This is a genomic window from Janthinobacterium sp. 61, assembly GCF_002846335.1.
Classification (GTDB): Bacteria; Pseudomonadota; Gammaproteobacteria; order Burkholderiales; family Burkholderiaceae_D; genus Janthinobacterium.
The window spans coordinates 1,615,647-1,638,471 of record NZ_PJMQ01000001.1 but is presented as its reverse complement, the minus strand read 5'-3'; the positions used below and the strand labels follow the sequence as shown (position 1 = coordinate 1,638,471).

Genomic DNA, 22,825 nt, shown 5'->3' with positions numbered 1-22,825 from the left:
GTTTGCGAAGATGACACGGCCGGGGCGTTGTTGTTCACGCCATCTGTAAAACCTTCAGAGAAATCGTCCCATGCACCGGAGACTAGCCACAGACAAGCTGCGAAGGTGAGTAGTTTTCGATTGTTTTTCCTGAAACCGACAGCGAGCAGGGCAGCACCTGTGACAAAGAATAGGGGAGCGACAATATACATTCAGAGCCTCGATTAATGACATTGCTAATTTTTACAAACACGTAGACGTCATGCGATACCGTCACGTCATGCTTTGGAGTTCGTGCTTACGAACAGCAATAGAGAGTAACAAATTTCCGAAAGGAAAAACTCACTCATTGTCACGTTCGGGCGAATGGCTGTGTCTGGCCGCTCGCCGTCCTTGGCTGGAACCGCCCTGAAGCGTATCGTTGGTCTTTCCAGCGAAGTGCGGTTTGAACTTAATTCTTTTTTGATGGCCAGATAAAAGCGATTGTTGCGCAAAATATACCGACAAAGGCTGCACGTCCCCAATCGAATTCATGCGCTTCCCCAAGGAAGCGAGTGTAAAGCAAGGTTCCAGTCGCAACTCCCAAACCAACACTGACAAAATGTGGAAATGTTTTTTTCATATTTTTCCTAACTGGTGCGAGCTGAATCACCACTATTTAATAGACACTGCTGAATCTTTAAAGGAGGCAGCAGGTTCACACTCCAAGCGCAAGAATTGGCAATGACCTCGTTTGGCCGGTAGCGTCTGGCTGCGGCAATGAGCATAACGAATTAGTCAGCAGGAAAAGTCACGCATTGTCACGTCAACTGCCTGACTGCGCAGACGATAGTCGTCCGTCATCACCTATCGAGGATTTGCGCATCCATCACATAAAGATCATCGGCACTGACCACGGGCACGTTCTCTGTGCATGCATGCCGCTTGCCATCCGCATCGATCAGCACGCAGGCGATTACGCCAATAAAGTGGTCGTCGACTTAGTGCGCTATCTGTACCAGCAGGCTTGCCGCGCGGGGATACGTCATGATTCATCGCGCTCGGCATCGCGCTCGCGGCAGCTCAGGGACGCATAGTGCGCCTTGGGCACCTTGTTCTTGATCGCCACTTCGCGCAGTGCATGTGCAAAATCAACATGGTCGGTCAGGGTGCAGCGGCTGGCGCGGGCGAACTGTTGCAGATTCTTGATGCTGCCATGGACTTTCACCGTGATCCCGACGCCGGGGCTGACGCAGCAGCCTATGTATTTGCTGCGGTATTCTTCTTCGATCAGCACCAGTTCGTGGCCCATGAAGGGCACTGGCTTTTCCAGCAGGTAGTAGTCGGTGTAGTCGAAGCGCTGGCGGGGTGTCTTGCTGACCAGGCCGGCTTGCTGATAGGCGCGGATGGCCTGTCCGGACGTGCCCGTGCGCTCGGACGTGCCTTTCTTTAGCTGCATGGCATGCAGCAAGCCGCTTTCGAGCGACTGCTTATCGTCGGCGAAGGCCAAGGCGGAAGACGCGGCAAGCACGGTGAAGACGATGAGGTGCTTCATTTCGCCTCCATCCCCAACATGCCCCGAATCACCGGCAACATCATCTTCCACGCATTTGACGTGGCCGCAATCTCGTCGTAATGGCTGGCGCCGGGCAGGATCAGCACTTCCGCATGGTCGCCCGCTTGCCTTGCCTTGTCCGCATAGTCGTGTGCGACTCTGGGCGGGGAAATGGTGTCGAGCTCTCCCGTGGCCAGCACGGTGCGGCTGCCGTTGGGCATCAGGTCGGCCGCATTGGTGTCGCTGTAGATATCGGGGCGCTCAGTGCTGGCGCTGCCTGCCAGTTGCGCGATGTCGCGCTCGCAGCTGGTCTTGATCAAGTCTCGTTCGTGGCGCAGGTCGGCCAGGCCGCCCAGGCTGACAATGTTTTTTATTGGCAGATATTTGTCGCGGTACAGAGGGCTGCTCTTCGGCAGTTTTTCTCGCCCGGCAATCCATTGCACCAGCTGGCCACCTGCCGAATGGCCCATGGCCACGATGCGGTTCACGTCCAGCTGGTACTGGGGCGCGTGCTGCTGCAGGCTGTCCAGCGCCGCGTGCATGTCTTCATACGTGCCCGGATAGCCGCCGCCCGGTTCGTCGACCCGGCGGTACTCCACATTCCACACGGCGATGCCTTGCGCTACCAGGGCACCGGCCACGTTGCGCATTTGCTGGATGCCGCCGAAGGCCACCGTCCAGCAGCCGCCATGCACGAGCACGACGACGGGGAACGGTCCGTTGCCTTCGGGTCGGAATAGCTGGGCGTATTGCGACGGCGCGGGGCCGTACGCGATCTGCACGGTCGGCGGGGAACCGTTCAGCGCCAGGTAGTCGTCCAGGCTCATGGGGGCGGCGACGGCGTCGTGGACGGAGGCGAGCAGGGCGGTGGCGATCAGGGAGGATGGCAGGGACGTGGGCATCGTTGGTTTCACTTGAGAATAGAATAACACTGTAGCATAGGGCCGCGTGGCCGCAGAGATCAAGCAGTGCACTGTTTTCCTCCTGCAAGAGGGGTGCCCCATGGTATATTCCGGGCATCAGTTTCCCCCTTATCGACACGGTGCACGCAAACAACATTCTTTCCTTGCTGGACGCCGAGCATAGTGCGCTGGGCAGTATCGCGGCAGGCGCCGACCTGGCCCATGCACTGGAGCACTTGTTGCTGGCGCTGCAAGACCTGGCCGAGGGCGGCGCGCATGCCTGTCTGTTCCTCATCGACGAGGCCGACCGTTTTTGCGGTTTGTCCGCGCCCAGCCTTCCGCAAGACCTGTGCCTGGCCCTGCGCAATGGCGGTGAACAGCCTTCGCCGTTTGGCACGGCAGCCTTTTCCGGCGCGCCCGTGTATTGCGGCGACATCATGCGCGATGTACATTGGAGCGCTGGACGCAAGGAAGCCATGCTGCACGGCTACCGCGCTTGCTGGGTCGCCCCAGTCTTCGGCGCCAAGGGACATATCCTGGGTGTGCTGGGCCTGTTCTTCCCGGCGCCATGCCATCCCACGCAACCTGAAATTGAACTGCTGGCGCTGGCCGCGCGCGTGGCCGCGCATGTCATCGAGCGGGGCCAGCTGGAAAAAGCGCTGCACGACAGCCGCGAACACTTTCATTACGCCATCGAGCTCAACGCGCAAGTGCTGTGGACGGCCGACATCGACGGCAAACTCGACTATGTGGCACAGCGCTGGCGCGAATGGACGGGTTGCAACGGTCTCGGCACCAGCTGGCTGGACGCCATCCACCCCGACGACGTGCCCCATTCCCTGGCGGCCTGGAGCGAAGCGCTGGGCAGCGGCCAGCCCCTGGACCAGGAGATGCGGGTGCGCCGCCAGGACGGCCAGTACCGCTGGGTGCACTCGCGCGCGTATTGCCGGCTCGATGAGCGGGGCCAGCCCGTGAAATGGTATGGCTCCTGCGAAGACATCGACGAGCACTGGCAGGCGCGCAATGCCTTGCTCGACAGCGAGGCACAATTCCGTTCGCTCGCCTCGACCATGCCCAACCAGGCCTGGCTCGCGCATGGCAGCGGCGCTACCTACTGGGTCAATGAGCAGGTGTGCGAGTACACGGGGCAATCGCTGAAGTCGCTGGTCACCAGCGGCTTTCGCCCCTGCGTGCATCCGGAAGACGTGCAGGCCACGCAGAAAAGCTGGGAGCGGGCCGTCGCCACGGCCAGCGCCTACGAACACGAGTTCCGCATGCGCCGCGCCAGCGACGGTGCCTACCGCTGGTTCCTGGCGCGCGCCTTGCCCCTGTTCGACGAGACGGGCAAGGTGCTGCGCTGGGTGGGCACGAATACGGACGTGCAGGAACAGAAAAACGTGCTGGAAAAGATGGCCTACCTGAATTCCTCGCTGGAAGTGGAAATGGCCAACCGCACGGCCGACCGTGACCGGATGTGGCGGCTGTCGACCGACATCATGCTGGTGGCGGACCTGTCCGGCATGATCATCGCCGTCAATCCCGCCTGGAGCAAGATCCTGGACCGCCCTGAAATCGAGTCGCTGGGCATGGATTTCATCAGCCTCGTGCATCCCGACGACCGCATGGCGGCACTGAAGGATTTGTCGCGCCTGGCGCATGGTGCGCCCACCTTGCGCATGGAAAACCGCTACCGGCGCCGCGATGGCGGCTATCGCTGGATTTCCTGGACGGCCGTGCCCGCGCAAAAACTGATCCACGCCATCGGCCGCGACGTTACCGATGAAAAAGAGGCGCGGCTGGCACTGGTGCGCAGCGAACAGGCCTTATTGCAGGCGCAAAAGCTGGAATCGATCGGCAAGTTGACGGGCGGCGTGGCCCACGATTTCAACAACGTGCTGCAAATCATTTCCGGCAATTTGCAGTTGCTGAAACTGACGGTGGCCGACAATCCGCAGGCTGCCAGTCGCCTTGATTCGGCCGCTTCCGCTGTCGAGCGCGGCGCCAAGCTGTCATCGCAACTGCTGGCCTTTGCGCGGCGTCAACCGTTGAAGCCGCTGGTGACGGACCTGGGCCGCTTGCTGCGCCGCATGCACGAGCTAATCCGCCGCGCGCTGGGTGAGGCGGTCACCGAAGAAACCTTTATCAGCGAGGGCTTGTGGCATACCCTGGTCGACCCGAACCAGATGGAAAACGTGTTGCTGAACATGGCCATCAACGCGCGCGACGCGATGGAAGGGGGCGGGCGCCTGACGTTCACCTTGAGCAATGTCACGCTCGATGCCGCCTACGCCAGCCTGCATGCCGATGTGCTGGCGGGTCAATACGTGCTGCTGACCATCACCGACACGGGCCATGGCATGGAGCGCGACGTGATCGACCAGATCTTCGAGCCGTTCTTCACCACCAAGCGCGAAGGCGAGGGTACGGGCCTGGGCCTCTCCATGGCCTACGGCTTCATCCATCAGAGCGCGGGCCACATCAAGGTGCACAGTGCGCCTGGCGCCGGCACGACTTTCAAGATTTATTTGCCCCGTTCGCTGGAAAAGCTGGCCGAGCCGCCACCGGGCCTGACGGGCCCCGTGCTGGGCGGCGGCGAGACTATCCTCGTGGTGGAAGACGATGCGCCTGTTCAACATACGGTAGTCGACATGTTGCGCGGCCTGGGCTATGACGTGCTGCATGCGGACGATGGCGCCTCGGCCCTGGCCCTGCTGGGCACGGGCGTGGCTATCGACTTGCTGTTTACGGACGTGGTCATGCCGGGGCCCGTCAGCAGCAAGGAGCTGGCGCGGCAGGCCAGGCTGCTGCTGCCAGACCTGGCCGTGTTGTTTACCTCGGGTTATACGCACAACGCCATCATGCAGGGCGGGCGGCTGGACCCGGGCGTGGAGCTGTTGAGCAAACCCTACCAGCGCGAAGACCTGGCCCGGCGCATCCGCCACCTGCTGGCCGACCGCCGCCTGGTGGGCGCGCCCGACCCGTCCGGGCGGCGCATCCTGCTGGTGGAAGACAATGACGACGCGCGTGTCATGACGACGGAAATGCTCAATATGCTGGGGCATACCGTGCATGGCGTGGCCAGCGCCGAGGAAGCCTTGCCCCTGCTGGCCATGCCGGGCCTGGACGTGCTGGTGACGGACATCAGCTTGCCCACCATGTCCGGCCTGGAACTGGCGCGCCATGCGCGCGCCCACTGGCCACAGCTGGACGTGGTGTTTGCTTCCGGGCACGATTGGGGCGCCAGCCTGATGCAGGACGCCAGCGCGCGCTTCCTGCGCAAGCCATTTGGCCTGGAAGAGCTGGCCGGCGCATTGAAGGCGCGCCGGCTGGACGTCTATTAAACAGGCGGGGTCCCGGGGGCCAGCAAGGCTTGCTGCAATTGATCGAGGGTAAATGGCTTGACGAGGAAGCGCGCGGCCGGGTTCAGCACGCCGGAATTGGCGGGCGCATGGCCGGTGGAGAACACCACCTCCAGCTGCGGCTGCTCGCGTGCCACCAGCTCGGCCAGCTCGACGCCCGACATGTGCGGCAGGCTGATGTCGGTCAGCAGCAGTTCCAGTCCCGGCGTGCCCAGCAGCGGCAAGGCTTCCTCGGCCGTGCCCACGGCCAGCACCGTGTGTCCCAGCATGGACAGCAGTTCGCTCGTCATGGCGCGCGCGTCCGCATTGTCTTCCACCAGCAGAATGTGACGCCTGCCCGGCTGCGCCCCCGGCAGAGGCGGCGCGGGTTGCTGCGGCGCCAGCTGCGCGCGGTACTGGTGCAGCGCCGTTACGTGACGGCCGTTGGCCAGCAAGTGGCGGATGCGCCGTGCCAGGTCTTCGCGCCGGTAGGGTTTGCTCAACAGCTCGACGCCCGGTTCCAATCGGCCGCCCTGCATGATGGCGTCCTGCGTGTAGCCCGAGGTAAACAGCACGGCCAACTGGGGCAGCAACAAGCGGGCCTGGCGCGCCAGTTCCGTGCTGGCGACCTTGCCTGGCATCACCACATCCGTAAACAGCAAATCGATGGGGACGCCACTGCCGACGATGGCCAGCGCGCTTTCGCCATCGCTGGCGCGCAGCACGACATAGCCGAGGCCGCGCAGCATGTCGACCACCGTCGTCTGCACCTGCACGTCGTCTTCCACGACGAGGATGGTTTCCTTGCCGCCCAGCACGGGGCCGCTCAGCTGCAGCGGCAATTCCGTTTCCGCTTCGAGCGAGCGCGGCAGGTAAATGCGGAAGGTGCTGCCATGGCCGGGCAGGCTGTCCACCGTCAGGTGCCCGCCGCTCTGGCGCAGGAAACCGTAGGCCATGGACAGGCCCAGGCCCGTGCCTTCGCCTTCCTTCTTCGTCGTGAAGAATGGTTCGAAAATCTTGTCCAGCAAGTCGGCGGGAATGCCCGAGCCCGTGTCCGAGACGGTCAGCTGCACGTAGTCGCCAGGCGCCACGTCCGCATGGCGCGCTGCGTAGTCGCTGCCCAGCACGCTGTTGCTCAGTTCGATGGTCAGCTGGCCCTGGCCATCCATGGCGTCGCGCGCGTTGATGGCCAGGTTGAGGATGACGTTTTCCAGCTGGTGCGGGTCGACCAGGGCGCGCCAGCAATCGTCGGCCAGCAGCAAACGCGTCTCGATGGTTTCTCCGGTGGCGCGCCGCAGCAGCTCTTCCGTCGAGCGCAGCAGTTGCGCCAGGTCCGTCACCAGCGGTTTTAATGGTTGACGCCGCGCAAAGGCCAGCAACTGGGCCGACAGCTTGGCGCCCCGTTCCACGGCGGCCGAGGCGCTGGCGATGCGCTTGGCGGCCAGCGGGTCGTCTTCCAGGGTCATCTGCAGCAGTTGCAGATTGCCGGAGATAATTTGCAGCACGTTGTTGAAATCATGGGCCACGCCACCCGTCAGCTTGCCCAGCGCTTCGAGTTTTTGCGATTGCAGCAGGGCCATCTCGCTGTGGCGCAATGATTCCTGCATGCTGCGCAAAGTACTTTCCGCCTGCTTTTCCAGCGTGACGTCGCGCCCGGTGGCAAAAATCAAGTCGCCTTCGGGGGCGGCCGACCAGGAAAGCCAGCGGTGGCCGCCCTCGCGGTGCCGGTAGCGGTTTTCAAAGCTGGGCATGGCTTCCTGCGTCACTTGCGCCAGCGCCAGGCGCGTGGCGGCGGCATCCTCGGGCAGCACGAAGTCGAACAGGCTGCGGCCCAGCATTTCCTCGGGCAGCCAACCGAGGATGGCGGCCGAGGCCGGGTTGACGGCGGCAAAGCAGCCCTCGGCATCGATGGCCACCATCAAGTCTTGCGCGCTGCGCCACAGCCGCTCGCGCTCGCTGTTGCGCGCGGCCAGGTCCGCTTCCAGCTTCTTTTCCACGGTGATGTCGCGCGCGCTGCAATACACCTTCTCGCCCTCGGGCACGGCGACCCACGAGAGCCAGTGCCAGCCGCCCAGCTTGTGGCGGTAGCGGTTTTCGAAGCGTAGCGCCGGCTGGCCCTGGTTGGCCGCCTCCCAGGCCGCATGGGTGCGCGTCAAGTCGTCCGGGTGAACCAGTTCCAGGAAGCGCGTCGTGCGGATTTCCTCCACCGACCAGCCCAGGGTGGCTTGCCAGGCGGGGTTCGAGTGTTCAAAGTAACCGTCCAGGTTGAGCACGCCCAGCAAATCGGGGCTGACGTTCCAGGTACGGCCAAATTCGCGCGTGCGCTCGGCCACCTGCATTTCCATGCTGGCACTGAGCGTGCGCAGGCGTGATTCCGCCTGGGCCCGCAGTATGGTTGACCAGACCCGTTCCGACACTTGCACGGCCAGTTCGATCTCGTCGGCATGCCACAGTCGCGCGGCGCGGCTGTGCACGACGAACAGGGCCGCCAGCCGGCCCTCCTTGGCAATGGGAATGTTCAGGAAGGCACGGATGCCCAGGCGCGCAAACGTGGCCAGCGCGGCCGGCGTTGCCGTGCGCGGGTCACTGGCCACATCGCTGACAGCCAGCACCTGGCCCGCGGCCAGTGTATCGGCCAGGCGGGCTGCATAATCGCCGAGGAAATATTCACCGGCGGCGCCGGGCGCCAGGCCATCGCTCCACGCATGCTGGAGGGTGGGGCATTGCAAGGTCTGGTCGATATCGAAACAGGCCACTTGCTGGGCCCCCAGACGCTGTCCCAGCAACTGCGCCGACAGCGAGAGAATTTCGCCCGTGTCGTTCAGCAGGCGCAGCCGGCGTTCCAGTTGCAGCAGGAAGGCGACGCCGCTGGCGCCGGCCTGGCTGCGGGAGAGCGGTGTACTGGTCATGCCGGCCTCAGCTGCCGGCCAGCGGCAGGGTGACGCTGAACAGGGCGCCATTGCCGGGCTGGCTTTGCAGGGTGATGGCGCCGCCATGCGCATCGACCAGCTGCTTGGTGATGAACAGGCCCAGGCCCAGGCCGCCCGTGCGGTCCTGGTACATGACGCGCTCGAAGGCGTCGAAGATGCGTTCCTGGTCGCGCGCATTGATGCCGATGCCATGGTCGCGCACTTCGATGACGGCGCTGTTCTGCGTGTGCGCGAGGCTGATTTCCACGGGCTGGCCCTGGCCGTAGCGTACGGCATTGCTGATCAGGTTGACAACGATCTGCTCGACGCGGAACGCATCCCAGAAACCCTGGATGGGTTCGAAGGCCAGCACTTCCAGCACGCTGCCCGTGGCGGCCGCATACGGCCCCAGATCGTCTGCCACCCGGCGCACCAGACTGGTCAGATCGACGGCTTCGCGGCGGATCGACAGCTTGCCGCTGGTGATGCGCGAGACGTCAAGCATGTCGTCGATCAGGCGCACCATGCTGCGGATTTGCCGCCCGTCGCGCGCCACCATCTTGCCCAGTTTTTCCGGCTCGAAGGCGGCCAGGTTGCCCCGTTCCAGGTTGACGGTGCGCATCTGCGTTTCCAGGAACAAGGTGTTCAGGGGCGTGCGCAGTTCGTGCGCCACCATGGACATGAATTCGTCGCGCAGGCGCAACGAGCGCTGCAGTTCGGCCTGGGTGGCGCGCAATTCTTTCAAGAGCGCTTCCTGCTGCTGTCGGCTGTGCTCCAGTGCCTGCACCTGGCGCCGCGTCTCGCTGCGCTGCTGGTGCAGGGCCACGAAGACGTTGACCTTGCTTTGCACGGCATTGATGTCGAGCGGCTTGTGCAGAAAGTCGACGGCGCCGCTTTCATAGCCCTGGAAGGCAAAATTCATTTCCTTGCCGGCCGCCGTGACGAAGACGATGGGGATGTGGCGCGTCTTTTCCGTGCCGCGCATCAATTGGGCCAGCTCGAAACCATCCATTTCCGGCATTTGCACATCGAGGATGGCCAGCGCGAAATCGTGTTCCAGCAGCAGGGCCAGCGCCTCTTCGCCCGAAGATGCCTGGTACACGCTGCGGTCGCTCTCACGGATCAGCGCATTGAGCGCGCGCAAGTTTTCAGGCAAATCGTCGACGATCAGCAGTTTGGTGCTTGTTTCATTCATCATGTTTCATTCCTGGCATGATCATGCCGTCCAGCGTAGTGGGATACGGCGTGCGACTGAGCACGCTTGCGGTAGAGCTTTTCGGGACCGGGCAATGGTTCGAAATCGGCGGCGAAGCTTGTGAAGTGCGTGCTTTCCTTGCTGCCCAGGCCTAGAAAGCCCCGATGGCAAAGCGAGTCCTGGAACAGGCCCAAGGCCCGCTCCTGCAAGGTTTTATTGAAGTAAATCAGCACGTTACGGCACAAAATCAATTGCGTTTCAATAAAAACGCTGTCCGTGGACAGGCTGTGGTCGGCAAAATTGATACTGTCGAGCAAGCGCTGCTGGAAATGCGCGGTGGCATGCTCGACCGTGTAGTACTCGGCCAGCTGCCCCAGGCCACCCGCAGCCAGGTAGTTGTCGCCATAGTCGGCCATGCGGTGCAGCGGGTATACGCCGCGCGCGGCTGTAGCCAGCGCTTGCGGGTTGATGTCGGTCGCGTAGATCGTGCTGCGTTCGAGCAAGCCTTCCTCCTGCAGCACGATGGCCAGTGACAGCGCTTCTTCTCCCGTGCAGCAGCCGGCCACCCAGATCGTCGGCGACGGATAGGTTTTCAATACGGGCACCACGTGTTCGCGCAAGGCGCGGAAAAACGCCGGATCGCGGAACATTTGCGTGACCGGCACGGTCAAAATCTGCAGCAGCTTGTCAAAGGCGGCCGGGTCGTCCAGCACCAGTTTCTGCAGTGCGGGCAAGTCCGTGCAGTGGAAGCGCTCGATGGCCTGGTTCAGGCGGCGGCGCTGCGAGGGCAGGGAATAGTCGCGAAAATCATAGCTGTAGCGCTGACAGAGTGCTTCCATCAGTGCATGCATTTGCGCGTCCGTGTAGCGCAGGGACATCAGATGCGTTCCATCTTCGGCATCCACACGCGCAGCAGAGAATACAAGCGGTCCAGGTCGATCGGCTTGGCCAGGTAGTCGGACGCGCCCGCCTGCAGACATTCTTCCTGGTCATTCTTCATGGCCTTGGCGGTAATGGCGATGATGGGCAGCTTGTTGTAGCGGCCGTCGGCGCGGATCAGCCGCGTCGCCTCCAGGCCATCCATGCCCGGCATCATGACATCCATCAACACCAGATCGATATCATCCACGCTGTTGAGCTTGCTGATGGCTTCGAAGCCGTTGCGGCCGATTTCCACCGCCACGCCTTTTTGTTCCAGCGCGTTCGTCAGGGCAAAGATGTTGCGCACATCGTCATCCACGAGCAAGATCTTGCGCCCTTCAAAGACGCGCTCACGGCTGCGCACCTGCTGCAGCATGCCCTGGCGCTCGCTCGACAGTTCCGATTCCACCTTGTGCAGGAACAAGGTCACTTCGTCGAGCAGGCGCTCCGGCGAGCGGGCGCCCTTGATGATGATGGAGCGCGAATATTTCATCAGGTCCGCTTCTTCTTCGCGGCTCAGGTTGCGGCCCGTGTAGACGATGACGGGCGGGAACGAGCACAGTTCTTCATGTTCCATGCGTTCGAGCAATTCGTTGCCCTGGATGTCGGGCAGCTTCAAGTCGATGATCATGCAGTCGAAAATCTGCGTCTTCAGTAATTCCAGTGCCTGCTCGCCCAGGGCCACGGCCGTGATTTCCACGTCGTCGTCGCTGATCAGGTGGACCACGCTTTCGCGCTGGCGTTCGTCATCCTCGACCAGCAGGATGCGCTTCATCTTTTGCGTGAATTTGGATTCGAGCTTGCGGAACACTTCCTTCAACTGCTCGCGCGTGCGCGGCTTGGTGGCGTAGCCGATGGCGCCCAGCTGCATGGCTTCCTGGATCTGGTCATTGCCGGACACGATGTGCACGGGAATGTGGCGCGTCAACGGATTTTCCTTGAGTTGCTGCAAGACCAGCAAGCCGGGGCGGTCCGGCAAGCCCATGTCGAGCAGGATGGCGTCGGGCAGGAACTCTTCCGCCAGACGCAAGCCTTCGTCGGCGCCGTGCGCCACCAGGCAGCGGTATTGCATTTCATGCGCGAGGTCGAACAGGATGCCGGCAAACGAGGGCTCATCCTCGATCACCAGCACGGAACGCTGGCCCGTCTTGCCAGGGGGGGCGCTATTGCGATCGTCCTGGAAGGTAGGCAGCGGCACGGGCTTGGCGGCGGGAGCCGCCTTGGGCGCGGCGACGGAGATTTTTGCGGGCGCTTGCGGCGCGGAGTTGGGCACTGCTGCTGTTTCCACTTCCACGGCGCGTTCCGGCATGACTGCCGGCAGCACCAATGTAAACGTGCTGCCCTGGGCTGGCGTGCTGGCCAGCTCGATGCTGCCGCCCAGCAAGGCTGCCAGGTCGCGCGAAATGGACAGGCCCAGGCCCGTGCCGCCATAGCGGCGGCTGGTGGTGCCATCGGCCTGGTGGAAGGCGTCGAAAATCTTGTGCTGCTGGTCGCTAGCAATGCCGATGCCGGTATCCTGCACCTGGAAGCGCACCTGTCCAGCCGCATCGGCGCTCACGTGCAGGGACACCGTGCCCGTATCGGTAAACTTGATGGCGTTCGACAGCAGGTTTTTCAGGATTTGTTCCAGGCGCTGGCGGTCGCTTACCAGCGACGGCGGCGTGTCCGGCGCCACGCTGACGTTGAAAACCAGTTTCTTTTGCTGCGCCTGGGCGCCGAACAGCATCTTCATGCCGCTGAGCAGTTCGTCAAAGGGCACGGCTTCCGGCGTCAATTCCAGCTTGCCTGCCTCGACCTTGGAAATGTCGAGGATATCGTTGATGAGGGTCAACAAATCGTTGCCGGCCGAATAAATGGTTTGCGCAAACGTCACTTGCTCCGGCGTCAAATTGCCGCTGGCATTGTCCGACAGCAACTTGGACAGGATGAGCGAGCTGTTTAACGGCGTGCGCAGCTCGTGCGACATATTCGCCAGGAATTCGGATTTGTAGCGGCTGGCCCGCTGCAGCTCTTCCGCGCGGGCTTCCAGCTGCGCGTGCGCCTGGCCGATTGCGATGTTTTTCTGGTCCAGCGACAGCGCCTGCACGGCCAGCTGCTCGTTCGACTGCTCCAGCGCCGCTTTTTGCTCTTCCAGGTGAGCTTGCGACTGTTCCAGCACGCGCGATTGCTCGCCCAGCTCTTCATTGGCCGTGCGCAATTCTTCCTGCTGCACTTCCAGCTCTTCATTCAGTTGCTGGGTTTCTTCCAGCACGTTTTGCAGGCGCTGGCGGTACAGGGCCGCTTCCAGCGAGGTGCCGACATTTGCCGCAATCAAGTTCAGCCATTCCTTGGCGCGGGTGCTGACGGGATGCGTAAAGCCCAGTTCGATGACCCCGTTGACGACGCCTTCATTGTTGACCGGCGCCAGTATCAGTTCCAGCGGCGCACCGCGGCCCAGGCTCGACGTCACGGTCAGATAGTTGTCAGGTACCTGCTTCACATGCTTGAGCTTTTTCTCGCGTGCCGTTTCGCCCACCAGGCCTTCGCCCAGTTTGAAGACTTGCTTGTCCTTCACGCCCTGTTCGTTGAAGCCGTACACGGCCGTGCGGCGCAGGCTGCCATCGTCGTCGACGACGTACAGGGTGGCGACGGCCACTTCCAGCCGGTGGGCGAGGAAATCGAGCACGTGCCGTCCCAGTTGCGGCAAGCCCAGCTGGCCGCTGGTATGGGCCGCCAGCTCTGTCTGCCCCGTGCGCAGCCAGGCTTGCTCCTGCAGCACGTCGTTATCCTTGCCGCGCTGCTCGAGCGCATCGTTGTAAATATCGGACAGGCGCAGCAGTTCGCGCCGGCCAAGGTAGGCGAGCAGGCCGGACATGCCCAGACTGAGGATCAGGAACACCACCACGGCCAGCATGGTGCGGCTCTCGGCCGTGTCGGCCCGCTCCTGGCGCAGCCGCTGTTCCATGGACAGGAAGGTAAGAAATTCGCGGCGGATTTCATCAAATTCCAGCTTGCCTTCGCCCTGGCGCACGCGCGCGAGGAATTCCTGGTTGCTGCGGCGCTGGGCGATCACGCCTTCGGCATACTCCATCCACTGGCCCTGCAGGGCGCGGATGCGGCGCAAGCGGTCCACCTGGATGGGGCTGTCGGACACGAGGTCGAGCAGGGTAGTCATTTCCACGGCAATCTTGGCCTTGCCCGATTTATACGGCGCCAAAAACGTTTCGTCGCCTGTCAACAGGTAGCCGCGCATGCCCGTTTCCAGGTCGACCGACAACTTCATCACCTCATTCGCATTGCCGATCACCCGTTCGGAATGCTCGACCGAGCGCAGGGCCGAAAGCAGGTAGGCGATCAGGCCGACAAACACGAGAGCCGTGACGACCCCGATGACCAGCGGCAAGGTCACGTTGCGGGCGAGGATGCGGCGAAAGCTGAAGGAATCGATCGGGGTCTTGGTATTCATCATGTCCGTGTAAGGCTGGCGCGAAAAAGTCAATTTTAATTGAAATGCAAGTTTTCTGGAGCTCAAGCAAAGCGTGCGCTAGCATAACAGCCTTACGATAGATTGCCGAGGCGCAAGGTCATGCAATGCGCGCCATCGCACAGATGAGGTGGAGTGGAATGGCTGCCAGGTATAAAAAAACGCCGGACGGTGCCGGCGTTTTTCACTGCGTTGCGCTCTGCGCTGTATATATATGTCAGTCGCGGATTTCCAGTGCCCGGTTCAGGCTCAGGGCTGCCAGCGAGGCAACGGCGCCCGACAGCAGGTAGAAGCTGACATAGGCGAGGCCGAAGTTGGCCGACAGGCCCAGCGCCACCAGCGGGGCGAAGCCGGCGCCCACCAGCCAGGCCAGGTCGGACGTCAGGGCCGCGCCCGTGTAGCGGAAGCGGGCAGGGAAGTTGGCCGTCACGGCACCCGATGCCTGGCCGTAAGACAGGCCCAGCAGGCTAAAGCCGACAAGGATGAACACGTCCTGGCCCGTATTGCCGCCGCCCATCAGGGTCGGCACGAAGGCGCTGAAGATGGCGATCAGCACGGCCAGCACGCCCAGGGTGGTGCGGCGGCCCACTTTATCGGCCAGCAAGCCGGAAATCACCACGCCGATGGCAGCCAGCACGGCGCCCAGCATCTGCACTTGCAGGAAGTCCGAAGCGGAACGCGTCTGGTAGACGGAAATCCATGACAGCGGGAACACGGTAACCAGGTGGAACAGGGCGTAGCTGGCCAGCGCGGCCAAGGCGCCGATCAGCACGTTGCGGCCCTGGCCGCGGCTCATTTCAAATACGCTTACGGGCTGCAGTTCGCGTTCGTCGAGCAGGCGCGCATATTCATTCGTCGATACCAGGCGCAGGCGGGCAAACAGGGCGACCACGTTGATGGCAAAGGCGACATAGAAAGGATAGCGCCAGCCCCAGTCGAGGAACTCTTCGTCCGTCAGGTTGACCAGCATGAAGCAGAACAGGCCGGCGGCGATCAGGAAGCCGAAGGGCGCGCCCAGCTGGCCCAGCATGGCGTACCAGCCGCGCTTGTTTTCCGGCGCGTTCAGGGCCAGCAGCGATGGCAAGCCGTCCCACGAACCGCCCAGCGCCACGCCCTGGCCGATGCGCAGCACGGACAGCCAGATGATGGCGGCAAAGCCCAGGTGCGAGTAGGTCGGCAGGAAGGCGATGCCGGCCGTCGACACACCCAGCAGGAAGAGGGCGATCGTCAGCTTGGCGCTGCGCCCCATGCGGCGCTGGATTTCCATGAAGATCACGGTGCCGAACGGACGGGCGATGAAGGCAAACGAGAAGATCAGGAAGGCATATAATGTGCCCTCCAGGCGCTCTTCAAAAGGGAAGAAGACGCGCGGAAACACCAGCACCGAAGCGATGGCGTAGACAAAGAAGTCAAAGTATTCGGAAGCGCGGCCGATGATCACGCCGACGGCAATCTCACCGGGGTCGATATGCGATTCGACCGTGCCGTCCCCGCGTGCGTCGCGCAGGGAATGGGGGGAAAAGTCGGCGGGTACATCCCCGCCGTGTGTGCGTGTGCTGGACATGATGATCGTCTCCAATATAGTTTCGAGTTCGGCCAACGCGTAACATACCCCGGGTGTCTCACGCCCGGAGTAGGATTATTCACCAGGTAGCCGTTAAAAAACTCTGCACATACCCAGTGAAAATCCGAGCAAGGGGGTGGACAAAACGTCCAATTGCCAACGCGCTCCAGTGAGAATACAGTACCATATCTTCATCCCCTGTACTGGACTTTCCTGTATGTTTTCATTAAAAGTTCGTCGCGGACTGCTTCTTTTACCTCTCGCATTGTTGGCTGGTTGCAATACGGTGGTACTGAATGCGTCTGGTGACATCGCAGTTCAGCAAGGCAATCTGATTGTCATCTCGACATTGCTGATGCTGTTGATTATCGTTCCGGTAATCGCCCTGACCCTGCTCTTTGCATGGCGCTATAGAAAAAACAATACCGCGGCCAAATACGAGCCGGACTGGGACCACTCGACTCGCCTCGAGCTGATTATCTGGGGTGCGCCCCTGTTGATCATCATCGTGCTGGGCCTGCTGACCTGGATCAGCACCCACACCCTCGATCCATATCGCCCATTGAGCCGTATCGACGCCAACCGCCCCATTCCTGCCAGCCACAAGCCGATGATCGTCGAAGTCGTGGCCCTGGACTGGAAATGGCTGTTCATCTACCCGGAGCAAGGCATCGCTTCCGTGAATGAACTGTACGCGCCCGTCGATCGTCCGATCCGCTTCAAGATCACCGCCTCGTCCGTCATGAACTCGTTCTTCATCCCCGCACTGGCAGGTCAGATCTACGCCATGCCGGGCATGGAAACGCAGTTGAATGCCGTCATCAACAAGCCTGGTGTATACAAGGGCTTCTCCGCGAACTACAGCGGTGCCGGTTTCTCGGGCATGCGCTTCAAGTTCCACGGTGTCAATGATGCGGACTTCGACAAATGGGTGGAATCTGCACGTGCCGGTGGTGGCGCGCTGAACCGCGACGATTACCTGTCGCTGGCCCAGCCTAGCGAACGCGATCCGGTGCGCCGCTACAGCGCCGTACCTAACGATCTGTACAAGGCAATCCTGAACCGCACCATCGTTTCCGACGCCCTGTGCGTGACGCCGGTCGAGCCATACAAATTGACGATGGCAAAGAGCCCGGTAGCGGCCGTAACGGCAGTAGTCGCTAGCGATGCAATAGTTGAAAAGGGCGTTCAAGCCAAGTAACGACTGCATGAATCCCGCAGCGCATTGCGCTGCAGATACTGGCGCCGCTTGCCTGGCGCCTCCCTTTTTTCTCTGAGAGTAACAATGCTAGACCATATTGATCTGACGAAGCTTATCTTCGGCCGTCTGACTTGGGATGCAATTCCATTTCACGAACCTATCCTGCTGGCGACCTTTGCGATGGTCGCCCTGGGCGGTATCGCACTCGTTGCGGCACTGACGTATTTCCGCGTCTGGGGTACCCTGTGGCGCGACTGGATCACCAGTATCGACCATAAAAAAATCGGTATCATGTACATGATCCTGGGCCTGGTCATGCTGCTGCGCGGCTTTGCCGACGCGCTCATGATGCGTACCCAGCAGGCGATCGCCTTTGGCGACAATGCCGGCTTCCTGCCACCGCATCACTACGACCAGATCTTCACCGCCCACGGCGTGATCATGATCTTCTTCGTCGCGATGCCTTTCGTGACGGGTCTGATGAACTACGTGGTGCCGCTGCAAATCGGCGCGCGCGACGTGGCTTTCCCTTTCCTCAATAACTTCAGCTTCTGGATGACCACCATGGGCGCTGCCCTGGTCATGGCTTCGCTGTTCGTCGGCGAATTCGCCCGCACGGGCTGGCTGGCCTATCCACCGCTGTCGGGCATCGTCGGCAGTCCGGACGTGGGGGTAGACTATTACATCTGGTCCTTGCAGATTGCCGGGGTCGGGACGCTATTGTCCGGTGTCAACCTGATCGCCACCATCGTCAAGATGCGCGCGCCAGGCATGACCTGGATGAAAATGCCAGTCTTCACCTGGACCGCACTGTGCACCAACATTCTGATCGTCGCCGCTTTCCCGGTACTGACGGCTGTGTTGGCCATGCTGTCGCTGGACCGCGTTGCAGGCTTTAACTTCTTCACGACGGAACTGGGCGGCAACGCCATGATGTACGTCAACCTGATCTGGATCTGGGGTCACCCAGAGGTCTACATCCTGATCCTGCCACTGTTCGGTGTGTTCTCGGAAGTCGTTGCGACCTTCAGCAGCAAGCGTTTGTTCGGTTACGCCTCGATGGTCTACGCCACCTGCGTCATCATGATTCTGTCGTACCTGGTATGGCTGCATCACTTCTTCACCATGGGTTCTGGCGCCAGCGTCAATTCCTTCTTCGGCATCACGACGATGATCATTTCGATTCCGACGGGCGCGAAGATCTTCAACTGGCTGTTTACCATGTACCGCGGCCGTATCCGCTTCGAACTGCCTATGCTGTGGACGATCGGCTTCATGGTCACCTTCACCATCGGCGGCATGACCGGCGTGCTGCTGGCCGTACCACCGGCGGACTTTGTCTTGCATAACAGCCTGTTCCTGATTGCCCACTTCCATAACGTGATTATCGGCGGCGTGGTGTTCGGTGTATTTGCTGCAATCAACTACTGGTACCCGAAAGCCTTCGGTTACAAGCTCGACGCGTTCTGGGGCAAGTGCTCGTTCTGGTTCTGGTTCGTCGGCTTCTACCTGGCCTTCATGCCGCTGTACGTGCTGGGCCTGATGGGCGTGACCCGTCGTGTCAACCACTTTGAAGATCCATCGCTGCAAATCTGGACCATCATCGCCTGGTTTGGCGCCGTCTCGATCGCACTGGGTATCGCTTCCATGCTGATCCAGTTCTATGTCAGCTACCGCAACCGTCACGCCCTGCGCGACGTGACCGGTGACCCATGGGGTGGCCGTACGCTGGAATGGTCGACGTCGTCGCCTCCGCCAGACTATAATTTCGCCTTCACGCCACAAGTGCACGAACTCGATGCATGGACTGACATGAAGAAACACGGTTACCAGCGTCCGACGTCCGGTTTCACGAAGATCCACATGCCGAAGAACACCTGGGCTGGTTTCGTGATCGCCGCACTCTCCGCACTGGTCGGTTTTGGCCTGATCTGGCAAATGTGGCTCGTCGCCAGCATAGGCTTCGTGATCATGATGGTCACCATCATCGTCCATACCTTTAACTACAAGCGCGATTACTACATTCCTGCGGAAGAAGTGGTCCGTACCGAAGACGCTTACACTAAATTGCTGAGCAGCCATGTCTGATACCATCGCCCATAACACCGGCGCCGCTGGCGCCGCACCAAGCACGCGCAGCTACTTTGTGCGCGAGCACCACCCGGAAAACGGCAGCTTGCTGGGTTTCTGGCTCTACCTGATGAGCGATTGCCTGATCTTCGCCTGTCTGTTCGCCACCTACGCCGTGGTCGGCCGCAGCTATGCGGACGGCCCGACGGGCGCCGCGCTGTTCGACCTGCCGCTGGTGGCTGTCAACACGGCCATGCTGCTGCTGTCGTCGATCACCTACGGCTTCGCCATGCTGGCCATGCAGCGCAAGCAATTGCGCAGCACCCTGGTCTGGCTGGGCATCACGGGCCTGTTCGGCCTGGCCTTCCTGTCGCTGGAAATGTATGAATTCATTCATCTGATACACGAAGGCGCCGGTCCGCAGCGCAGCGCGTTCCTGTCGTCGTTCTTCGCCCTGGTCGGCACCCACGGCTTGCACGTGACGTTCGGCGTGATCTGGCTCGTGACCTTGATGTTCCAGTTGAACAAGCATGGCCTGACCCCGGAAAACGGCCGTCGCATGATGTGCTTGTCGCTGTTCTGGCACTTCCTGGACGTCATCTGGATCGGCGTCTTCACCTTTGTCTACCTGATGGGAGTGCTGCCATGAGCGACCACAACACACACGGCGATAGCCACCACCATGACCAGCACGATCATGGCAGCCTGAAAAGCTACACCATCGGCTTCATCCTGTCGGTGATCCTGACGGCCATTCCTTTCTGGCTGGTGATGACGAAAGCCATCACCAACTCGGGTACCATGGGCCTGGTCCTGCTGGCGTTTGCGGCTGTTCAAGTGGTCGTGCACATGGTGTACTTCCTGCACATGAACACCAAGTCCGAAGGCGGCTGGAACATGATGGCGCTGATCTTCACGATCATGATCGTGGGCATTGCCATGGCCGGTTCCCTGTGGGTCATGTACCACATGAACCACAACATGATGCCGGATCTGATGCCTGAGTACATGCATACGAAAACGGCTCCATGATGAGTCAACCGCGCCCAAGCAACACCGGGCGCGCCCCTGGCGCCGCATCGCAAGATGCTGCGCCAGGCCCACGCGGCATGGTCGTGCGATATGCATTGGCCGTGCTGGCGGGGATCTTATTTGCCGGTTTCTGTGCCTTGGGCACCTGGCAAGTCAAGCGCCTGTTCTGGAAGCTTGACCTGATCGAGCGCGTCGAACAACGTGTACATGCGCCCGCAACGGACGCACCTGGACCCGCAGCCTGGGCCAGCATTACGCCACAAACGGATGAATACCGCCATGTGCGACTCTCCGGTACTTATCTCCCCATTTTCAATACCCTGGTGCAGGCAACGACGGCACTGGGCAGCGGTTATTGGCTGATGACGCCATTGCGCCTCGCCGATGGCAGCACTGTGCTGGTCAACCGCGGCTTCGTGCCGAAACGCGCCAGCATCGCCGCCAGCACGCCGGCCGGCATCGTCAACGTCGACGGCTTGCTGCGCATCAGCGAGACGGGCGGCGGTTTCCTGCGCGAGAATAGTCCTGCCACGCAGCACTGGTATTCGCGTGACGTGGCCGCCATCGGCGCCTCGCACATGCTGAGCAACGTGGCGCCATATTTTGTCGATGCGAAGGAAAAGTCGGAAACGGCCAGTGACGCGCCCGTCGGCGGACTGACCGTGATTTCCTTCCACAACAACCACCTCGTGTACGCCTTGACGTGGTTTGCGCTGGCCTTGATGGTGGCCGGCATCAGCTGGTGGATCGTGCGTGAAGACAAGCGCCGCCGCGCCCGTGGCGCCCAGCGCCAGGAAAGCGACCATGCCGGGCAGGATTGAGATCCTGCCCAACCGCGAAGTCTTAGAGCGCGGAGCGGTGGCGGCCGAGATGGAACATCCGGCCGGCCACCAGAACATGAAGCTGCTGATCCAGCTGCGCTGGCTGGCCGTGATCGGCCAGATCAGCACCATCTTCGGCGTGGGTGTAGGGCTGGGCATTGCCTTGCCCGTACCCTACATGCTGGAAGTGCTGTCCTGCCTCATCGCTTTCAATCTTGCCAGCCTCTTGCGCTGGCACGAACGCCAGCCCGTTTCCAACACGGCCCTGTTCCTCGCGCTGCTGGTCGACGTCACCGTGCTGACGGCTCAGCTCTACCTGAGCGGCGGCATCAGCAACCCGTTTGCCTTCCTGTATTTGTTGCAAGTCATCCTCAGCGCCGTGCTGCTGGAAGTGTGGTCGACCTGGATCATGGTGGCGATCACCAGCCTGTGCCTGGCAGGCCTGGCCTTGCTGCCCGGTCCCTTGACCTTGCCTATCGACCCCGAGCGGGGTTTTTCCAGCCTCTACGTGCAAGGCTTGCTGATCTGCTTCATCCTGAATGCCGCCTTGCTGGTGGTGTTCATCACACGCATCAACCGCAACCAGCGCGCCGGCGACGCCAAGGTGGCTGATCTGCGCCAGCGCGCGGCGGAAGAAGAGCACATCATCCGCATGGGCTTGCTGGCCTCGGGCGCCGCGCACGAGCTTGGCACGCCGCTGGCGACCCTGTCCGTCATCCTCGGCGACTGGCGCCGCATGCCGGAACTGAGCAAGAACAGCGAATTGCTGGAAGAAATCACGGAAATGCAGGCACAGTTGCAGCGCTGCAAGAGCATCGTCAGCGGCATTTTATTGTCGGCCGGCGAGGCGCGCGGCGAATCGTCCGTGAAAACGACGATCAACACCTTCCTCAACGACCTGGTCGACGAGTGGCGCAGCAGCCGCCCGATCCAGGGTTTCGAGTACGATAACCGCATCGAGCATGATGTGCCCGTCGTCTTCGATTCGACCCTGAAACAAACCATTTGCAATGTGCTCGACAATGCGCTGGAAGCGTCGCCCGACTGGCTGCGCTTCGAAGCGACGCGCGAAGCGGACGCCTTGCACCTGGTCATTACCGATGCTGGCCCCGGCTTCGAGCCGTCGATGCTGACGCACCTGGGCAAACCGTATCAAAGCAGCAAGGGCAAGCCCGGCGGCGGCCTCGGTCTGTTCCTGGTGGTGAATGTCGCGCGTACCCTGGGTGGTACGGTGACGGCGCGCAACAGGGTGCAGGGCGGGGCGGTAGTGCATCTGGCCTTGCCGCTGGCGGCCATCAAACTGGAAAGAGAAAGCGACCACCATGCAGGATGACCGTCTGTTACTGATCGTGGAGGACGACGCGGCATTTGCCCGCACCCTGGGCCGCTCGTTCGAGCGGCGCGGCTACCAGGTCATCCTGGCCACCAACTTCGATGAAGCGAGCGCCTTGCTGGAACAAAATTGCCCCGACTACGCCGTCGTCGATCTGAAGTTGAATGGCAATACGTCGGGCCTGGCTTGCGTACAGATGCTGCACCAGCACGATCCGGAAATGCTGATCGTCGTGCTGACGGGTTACGCCAGCATCGGCACGGCTGTCGAAGCAATCAAGCTGGGCGCCTGCCAGTACCTGGCGAAACCATCGAATACGGACGACATCGAAGCGGCTTTTGGCCACGTGGCCGGCAACGCCGACATCGAACTGACGAACCGCGCCACCAACATCAAGACCCTGGAATGGGAGCGCATCCACGAAATGCTGGCCGAGACGGATTTCAATATCTCGGAAACGGCAAGGCGGCTGGGCATGCACAGGCGCACCCTGGCCCGCAAGCTGGAGAAGCAGCGGGTGAAGTAGGGCGCTTTCCGGCAGACGACGCAAAGTTGCTATCTTT

At 61.6% G+C, this 22,825-nt stretch carries 16 protein-coding genes; 8 read left to right on the top strand and 8 right to left on the bottom strand.

Going from position 1 to position 22,825, the window contains the following annotated elements; translation table 11 throughout:
• Positions 1–430 precede the first annotated feature (430 nt).
• The 3 genes from CLU92_RS27720 to CLU92_RS07520 form a co-directional block, all read right to left on the bottom strand.
• A complete protein-coding gene (locus CLU92_RS27720) occupies positions 431–601 on the bottom strand; it encodes a hypothetical protein (protein ID WP_180338453.1) in 171 nt (56 codons plus the stop codon).
• 402 nt (positions 602–1,003) lie between these two features.
• Positions 1,004–1,513, bottom strand: a complete 510-nt coding sequence (locus tag CLU92_RS07525) for a hypothetical protein (protein ID WP_101481360.1) — start codon at positions 1,511–1,513, stop codon at positions 1,004–1,006.
• Complete coding sequence (locus CLU92_RS07520; RefSeq protein WP_101481359.1) at positions 1,510–2,415, bottom strand: alpha/beta hydrolase; 906 nt, start codon at positions 2,413–2,415, stop codon at positions 1,510–1,512. The genes CLU92_RS07525 and CLU92_RS07520 overlap by 4 nt, the downstream gene beginning before the upstream one ends.
• Before the next feature lie 140 nt (positions 2,416–2,555).
• On the opposite strand from CLU92_RS07520, the gene CLU92_RS07515 reads away from it, so the two are divergent.
• The gene (locus tag CLU92_RS07515) at positions 2,556–5,756 is read left to right on the top strand and encodes a PAS domain-containing protein (protein ID WP_257561016.1); all 3,201 of its coding nucleotides are present in this window, start codon (positions 2,556–2,558) and stop codon (positions 5,754–5,756) included.
• Here the strand turns inward: CLU92_RS07515 and CLU92_RS07510 are convergent.
• From CLU92_RS07510 to CLU92_RS07490, 5 genes are all read right to left on the bottom strand, one after another.
• Positions 5,753–8,662, bottom strand: a complete 2,910-nt coding sequence (locus CLU92_RS07510) for a response regulator (RefSeq protein WP_180338452.1) — start codon at positions 8,660–8,662, stop codon at positions 5,753–5,755. The two genes, CLU92_RS07515 and CLU92_RS07510, sit on opposite strands and share 4 nt — an antisense overlap.
• A 7-nt stretch (positions 8,663–8,669) precedes the next feature.
• Positions 8,670–9,860, bottom strand: coding sequence for a hybrid sensor histidine kinase/response regulator (locus CLU92_RS07505; protein ID WP_101481356.1), 1,191 nt, complete (start codon positions 9,858–9,860; stop codon positions 8,670–8,672).
• Positions 9,857–10,735, bottom strand: coding sequence for a protein-glutamate O-methyltransferase CheR (locus CLU92_RS07500; protein ID WP_101481355.1), 879 nt, complete (start codon positions 10,733–10,735; stop codon positions 9,857–9,859). Before CLU92_RS07500 ends, CLU92_RS07505 begins: the two co-directional genes overlap by 4 nt.
• Positions 10,735–14,223 (bottom strand): response regulator, encoded by a 3,489-nt coding sequence (locus CLU92_RS07495; protein ID WP_101484550.1) that lies wholly within the window; start codon positions 14,221–14,223, stop codon positions 10,735–10,737. The genes CLU92_RS07500 and CLU92_RS07495 overlap by 1 nt, the downstream gene beginning before the upstream one ends.
• Positions 14,224–14,458: 235 nt before the next feature.
• The gene (locus CLU92_RS07490) at positions 14,459–15,805 is read right to left on the bottom strand and encodes an MFS transporter (RefSeq protein ID WP_101481354.1); all 1,347 of its coding nucleotides are present in this window, start codon (positions 15,803–15,805) and stop codon (positions 14,459–14,461) included.
• A 217-nt stretch (positions 15,806–16,022) separates the two neighbouring features.
• Between CLU92_RS07490 and cyoA the strand changes: the two genes are divergently transcribed.
• The 7 genes from cyoA to CLU92_RS07455 all read left to right on the top strand — a co-directional run bounded on the left by cyoA (position 16,023) and on the right by CLU92_RS07455 (position 22,788).
• Positions 16,023–17,006 (top strand): ubiquinol oxidase subunit II, encoded by a 984-nt coding sequence (cyoA, locus tag CLU92_RS07485; RefSeq protein WP_257561015.1) that lies wholly within the window; start codon positions 16,023–16,025, stop codon positions 17,004–17,006.
• A gap of 84 nt (positions 17,007–17,090) precedes the next feature.
• Positions 17,091–19,094 (top strand): cytochrome o ubiquinol oxidase subunit I, encoded by a 2,004-nt coding sequence (gene cyoB / locus CLU92_RS07480; RefSeq protein ID WP_101481352.1) that lies wholly within the window; start codon positions 17,091–17,093, stop codon positions 19,092–19,094.
• Positions 19,087–19,725 (top strand): cytochrome o ubiquinol oxidase subunit III, encoded by a 639-nt coding sequence (gene cyoC, locus CLU92_RS07475; protein WP_034788486.1) that lies wholly within the window; start codon positions 19,087–19,089, stop codon positions 19,723–19,725. The genes cyoB and cyoC overlap by 8 nt, the downstream gene beginning before the upstream one ends.
• Complete coding sequence (gene cyoD, locus CLU92_RS07470) at positions 19,722–20,108, top strand: cytochrome o ubiquinol oxidase subunit IV (RefSeq protein WP_101481351.1); 387 nt, start codon at positions 19,722–19,724, stop codon at positions 20,106–20,108. The genes cyoC and cyoD overlap by 4 nt, the downstream gene beginning before the upstream one ends.
• A complete protein-coding gene (locus CLU92_RS07465; RefSeq protein ID WP_101481350.1) occupies positions 20,105–20,929 on the top strand; it encodes an SURF1 family protein in 825 nt (274 codons plus the stop codon). The genes cyoD and CLU92_RS07465 overlap by 4 nt, the downstream gene beginning before the upstream one ends.
• Complete coding sequence (locus CLU92_RS07460; RefSeq protein ID WP_101481349.1) at positions 20,913–22,262, top strand: ATP-binding protein; 1,350 nt, start codon at positions 20,913–20,915, stop codon at positions 22,260–22,262. Before CLU92_RS07465 ends, CLU92_RS07460 begins: the two co-directional genes overlap by 17 nt.
• On the top strand, positions 22,252–22,788 hold the full coding sequence (locus CLU92_RS07455; RefSeq protein WP_101481348.1) for a response regulator transcription factor: 537 nt from the start codon (positions 22,252–22,254) through the stop codon (positions 22,786–22,788). Before CLU92_RS07460 ends, CLU92_RS07455 begins: the two co-directional genes overlap by 11 nt.
• Positions 22,789–22,825 lie beyond the last annotated feature (37 nt).

Excerpts from the sequence above, each read along its gene's own strand:
- CLU92_RS27720 (WP_180338453.1), bottom strand. The coding sequence starts at position 601 with ATGAAAAAAACATTTCCACATTTTGTCAGTGTTGGTTTGGGAGTTGCG.
- CLU92_RS07525 (WP_101481360.1), bottom strand. The coding sequence starts at position 1,513 with ATGAAGCACCTCATCGTCTTCACCGTGCTTGCCGCGTCTTCCGCCTTG.
- CLU92_RS07520 (WP_101481359.1), bottom strand. The coding sequence starts at position 2,415 with ATGCCCACGTCCCTGCCATCCTCCCTGATCGCCACCGCCCTGCTCGCC.
- CLU92_RS07510 (WP_180338452.1), bottom strand. The coding sequence starts at position 8,662 with ATGACCAGTACACCGCTCTCCCGCAGCCAGGCCGGCGCCAGCGGCGTC.
- CLU92_RS07505 (WP_101481356.1), bottom strand. The coding sequence starts at position 9,860 with ATGATGAATGAAACAAGCACCAAACTGCTGATCGTCGACGATTTGCCT.
- CLU92_RS07500 (WP_101481355.1), bottom strand. The coding sequence starts at position 10,735 with ATGTCCCTGCGCTACACGGACGCGCAAATGCATGCACTGATGGAAGCA.
- CLU92_RS07495 (WP_101484550.1), bottom strand. The coding sequence starts at position 14,223 with ATGAATACCAAGACCCCGATCGATTCCTTCAGCTTTCGCCGCATCCTC.
- CLU92_RS07490 (WP_101481354.1), bottom strand. The coding sequence starts at position 15,805 with ATGTCCAGCACACGCACACACGGCGGGGATGTACCCGCCGACTTTTCC.
- cyoA (WP_257561015.1), top strand. The coding sequence starts at position 16,023 with ATGTTTTCATTAAAAGTTCGTCGCGGACTGCTTCTTTTACCTCTCGCA.
- cyoB (WP_101481352.1), top strand. The coding sequence starts at position 17,091 with ATGCTAGACCATATTGATCTGACGAAGCTTATCTTCGGCCGTCTGACT.
- cyoC (WP_034788486.1), top strand. The coding sequence starts at position 19,087 with ATGTCTGATACCATCGCCCATAACACCGGCGCCGCTGGCGCCGCACCA.
- cyoD (WP_101481351.1), top strand. The coding sequence starts at position 19,722 with ATGAGCGACCACAACACACACGGCGATAGCCACCACCATGACCAGCAC.
- CLU92_RS07465 (WP_101481350.1), top strand. The coding sequence starts at position 20,105 with ATGATGAGTCAACCGCGCCCAAGCAACACCGGGCGCGCCCCTGGCGCC.
- CLU92_RS07460 (WP_101481349.1), top strand. The coding sequence starts at position 20,913 with ATGCCGGGCAGGATTGAGATCCTGCCCAACCGCGAAGTCTTAGAGCGC.
- CLU92_RS07455 (WP_101481348.1), top strand. The coding sequence starts at position 22,252 with ATGCAGGATGACCGTCTGTTACTGATCGTGGAGGACGACGCGGCATTT.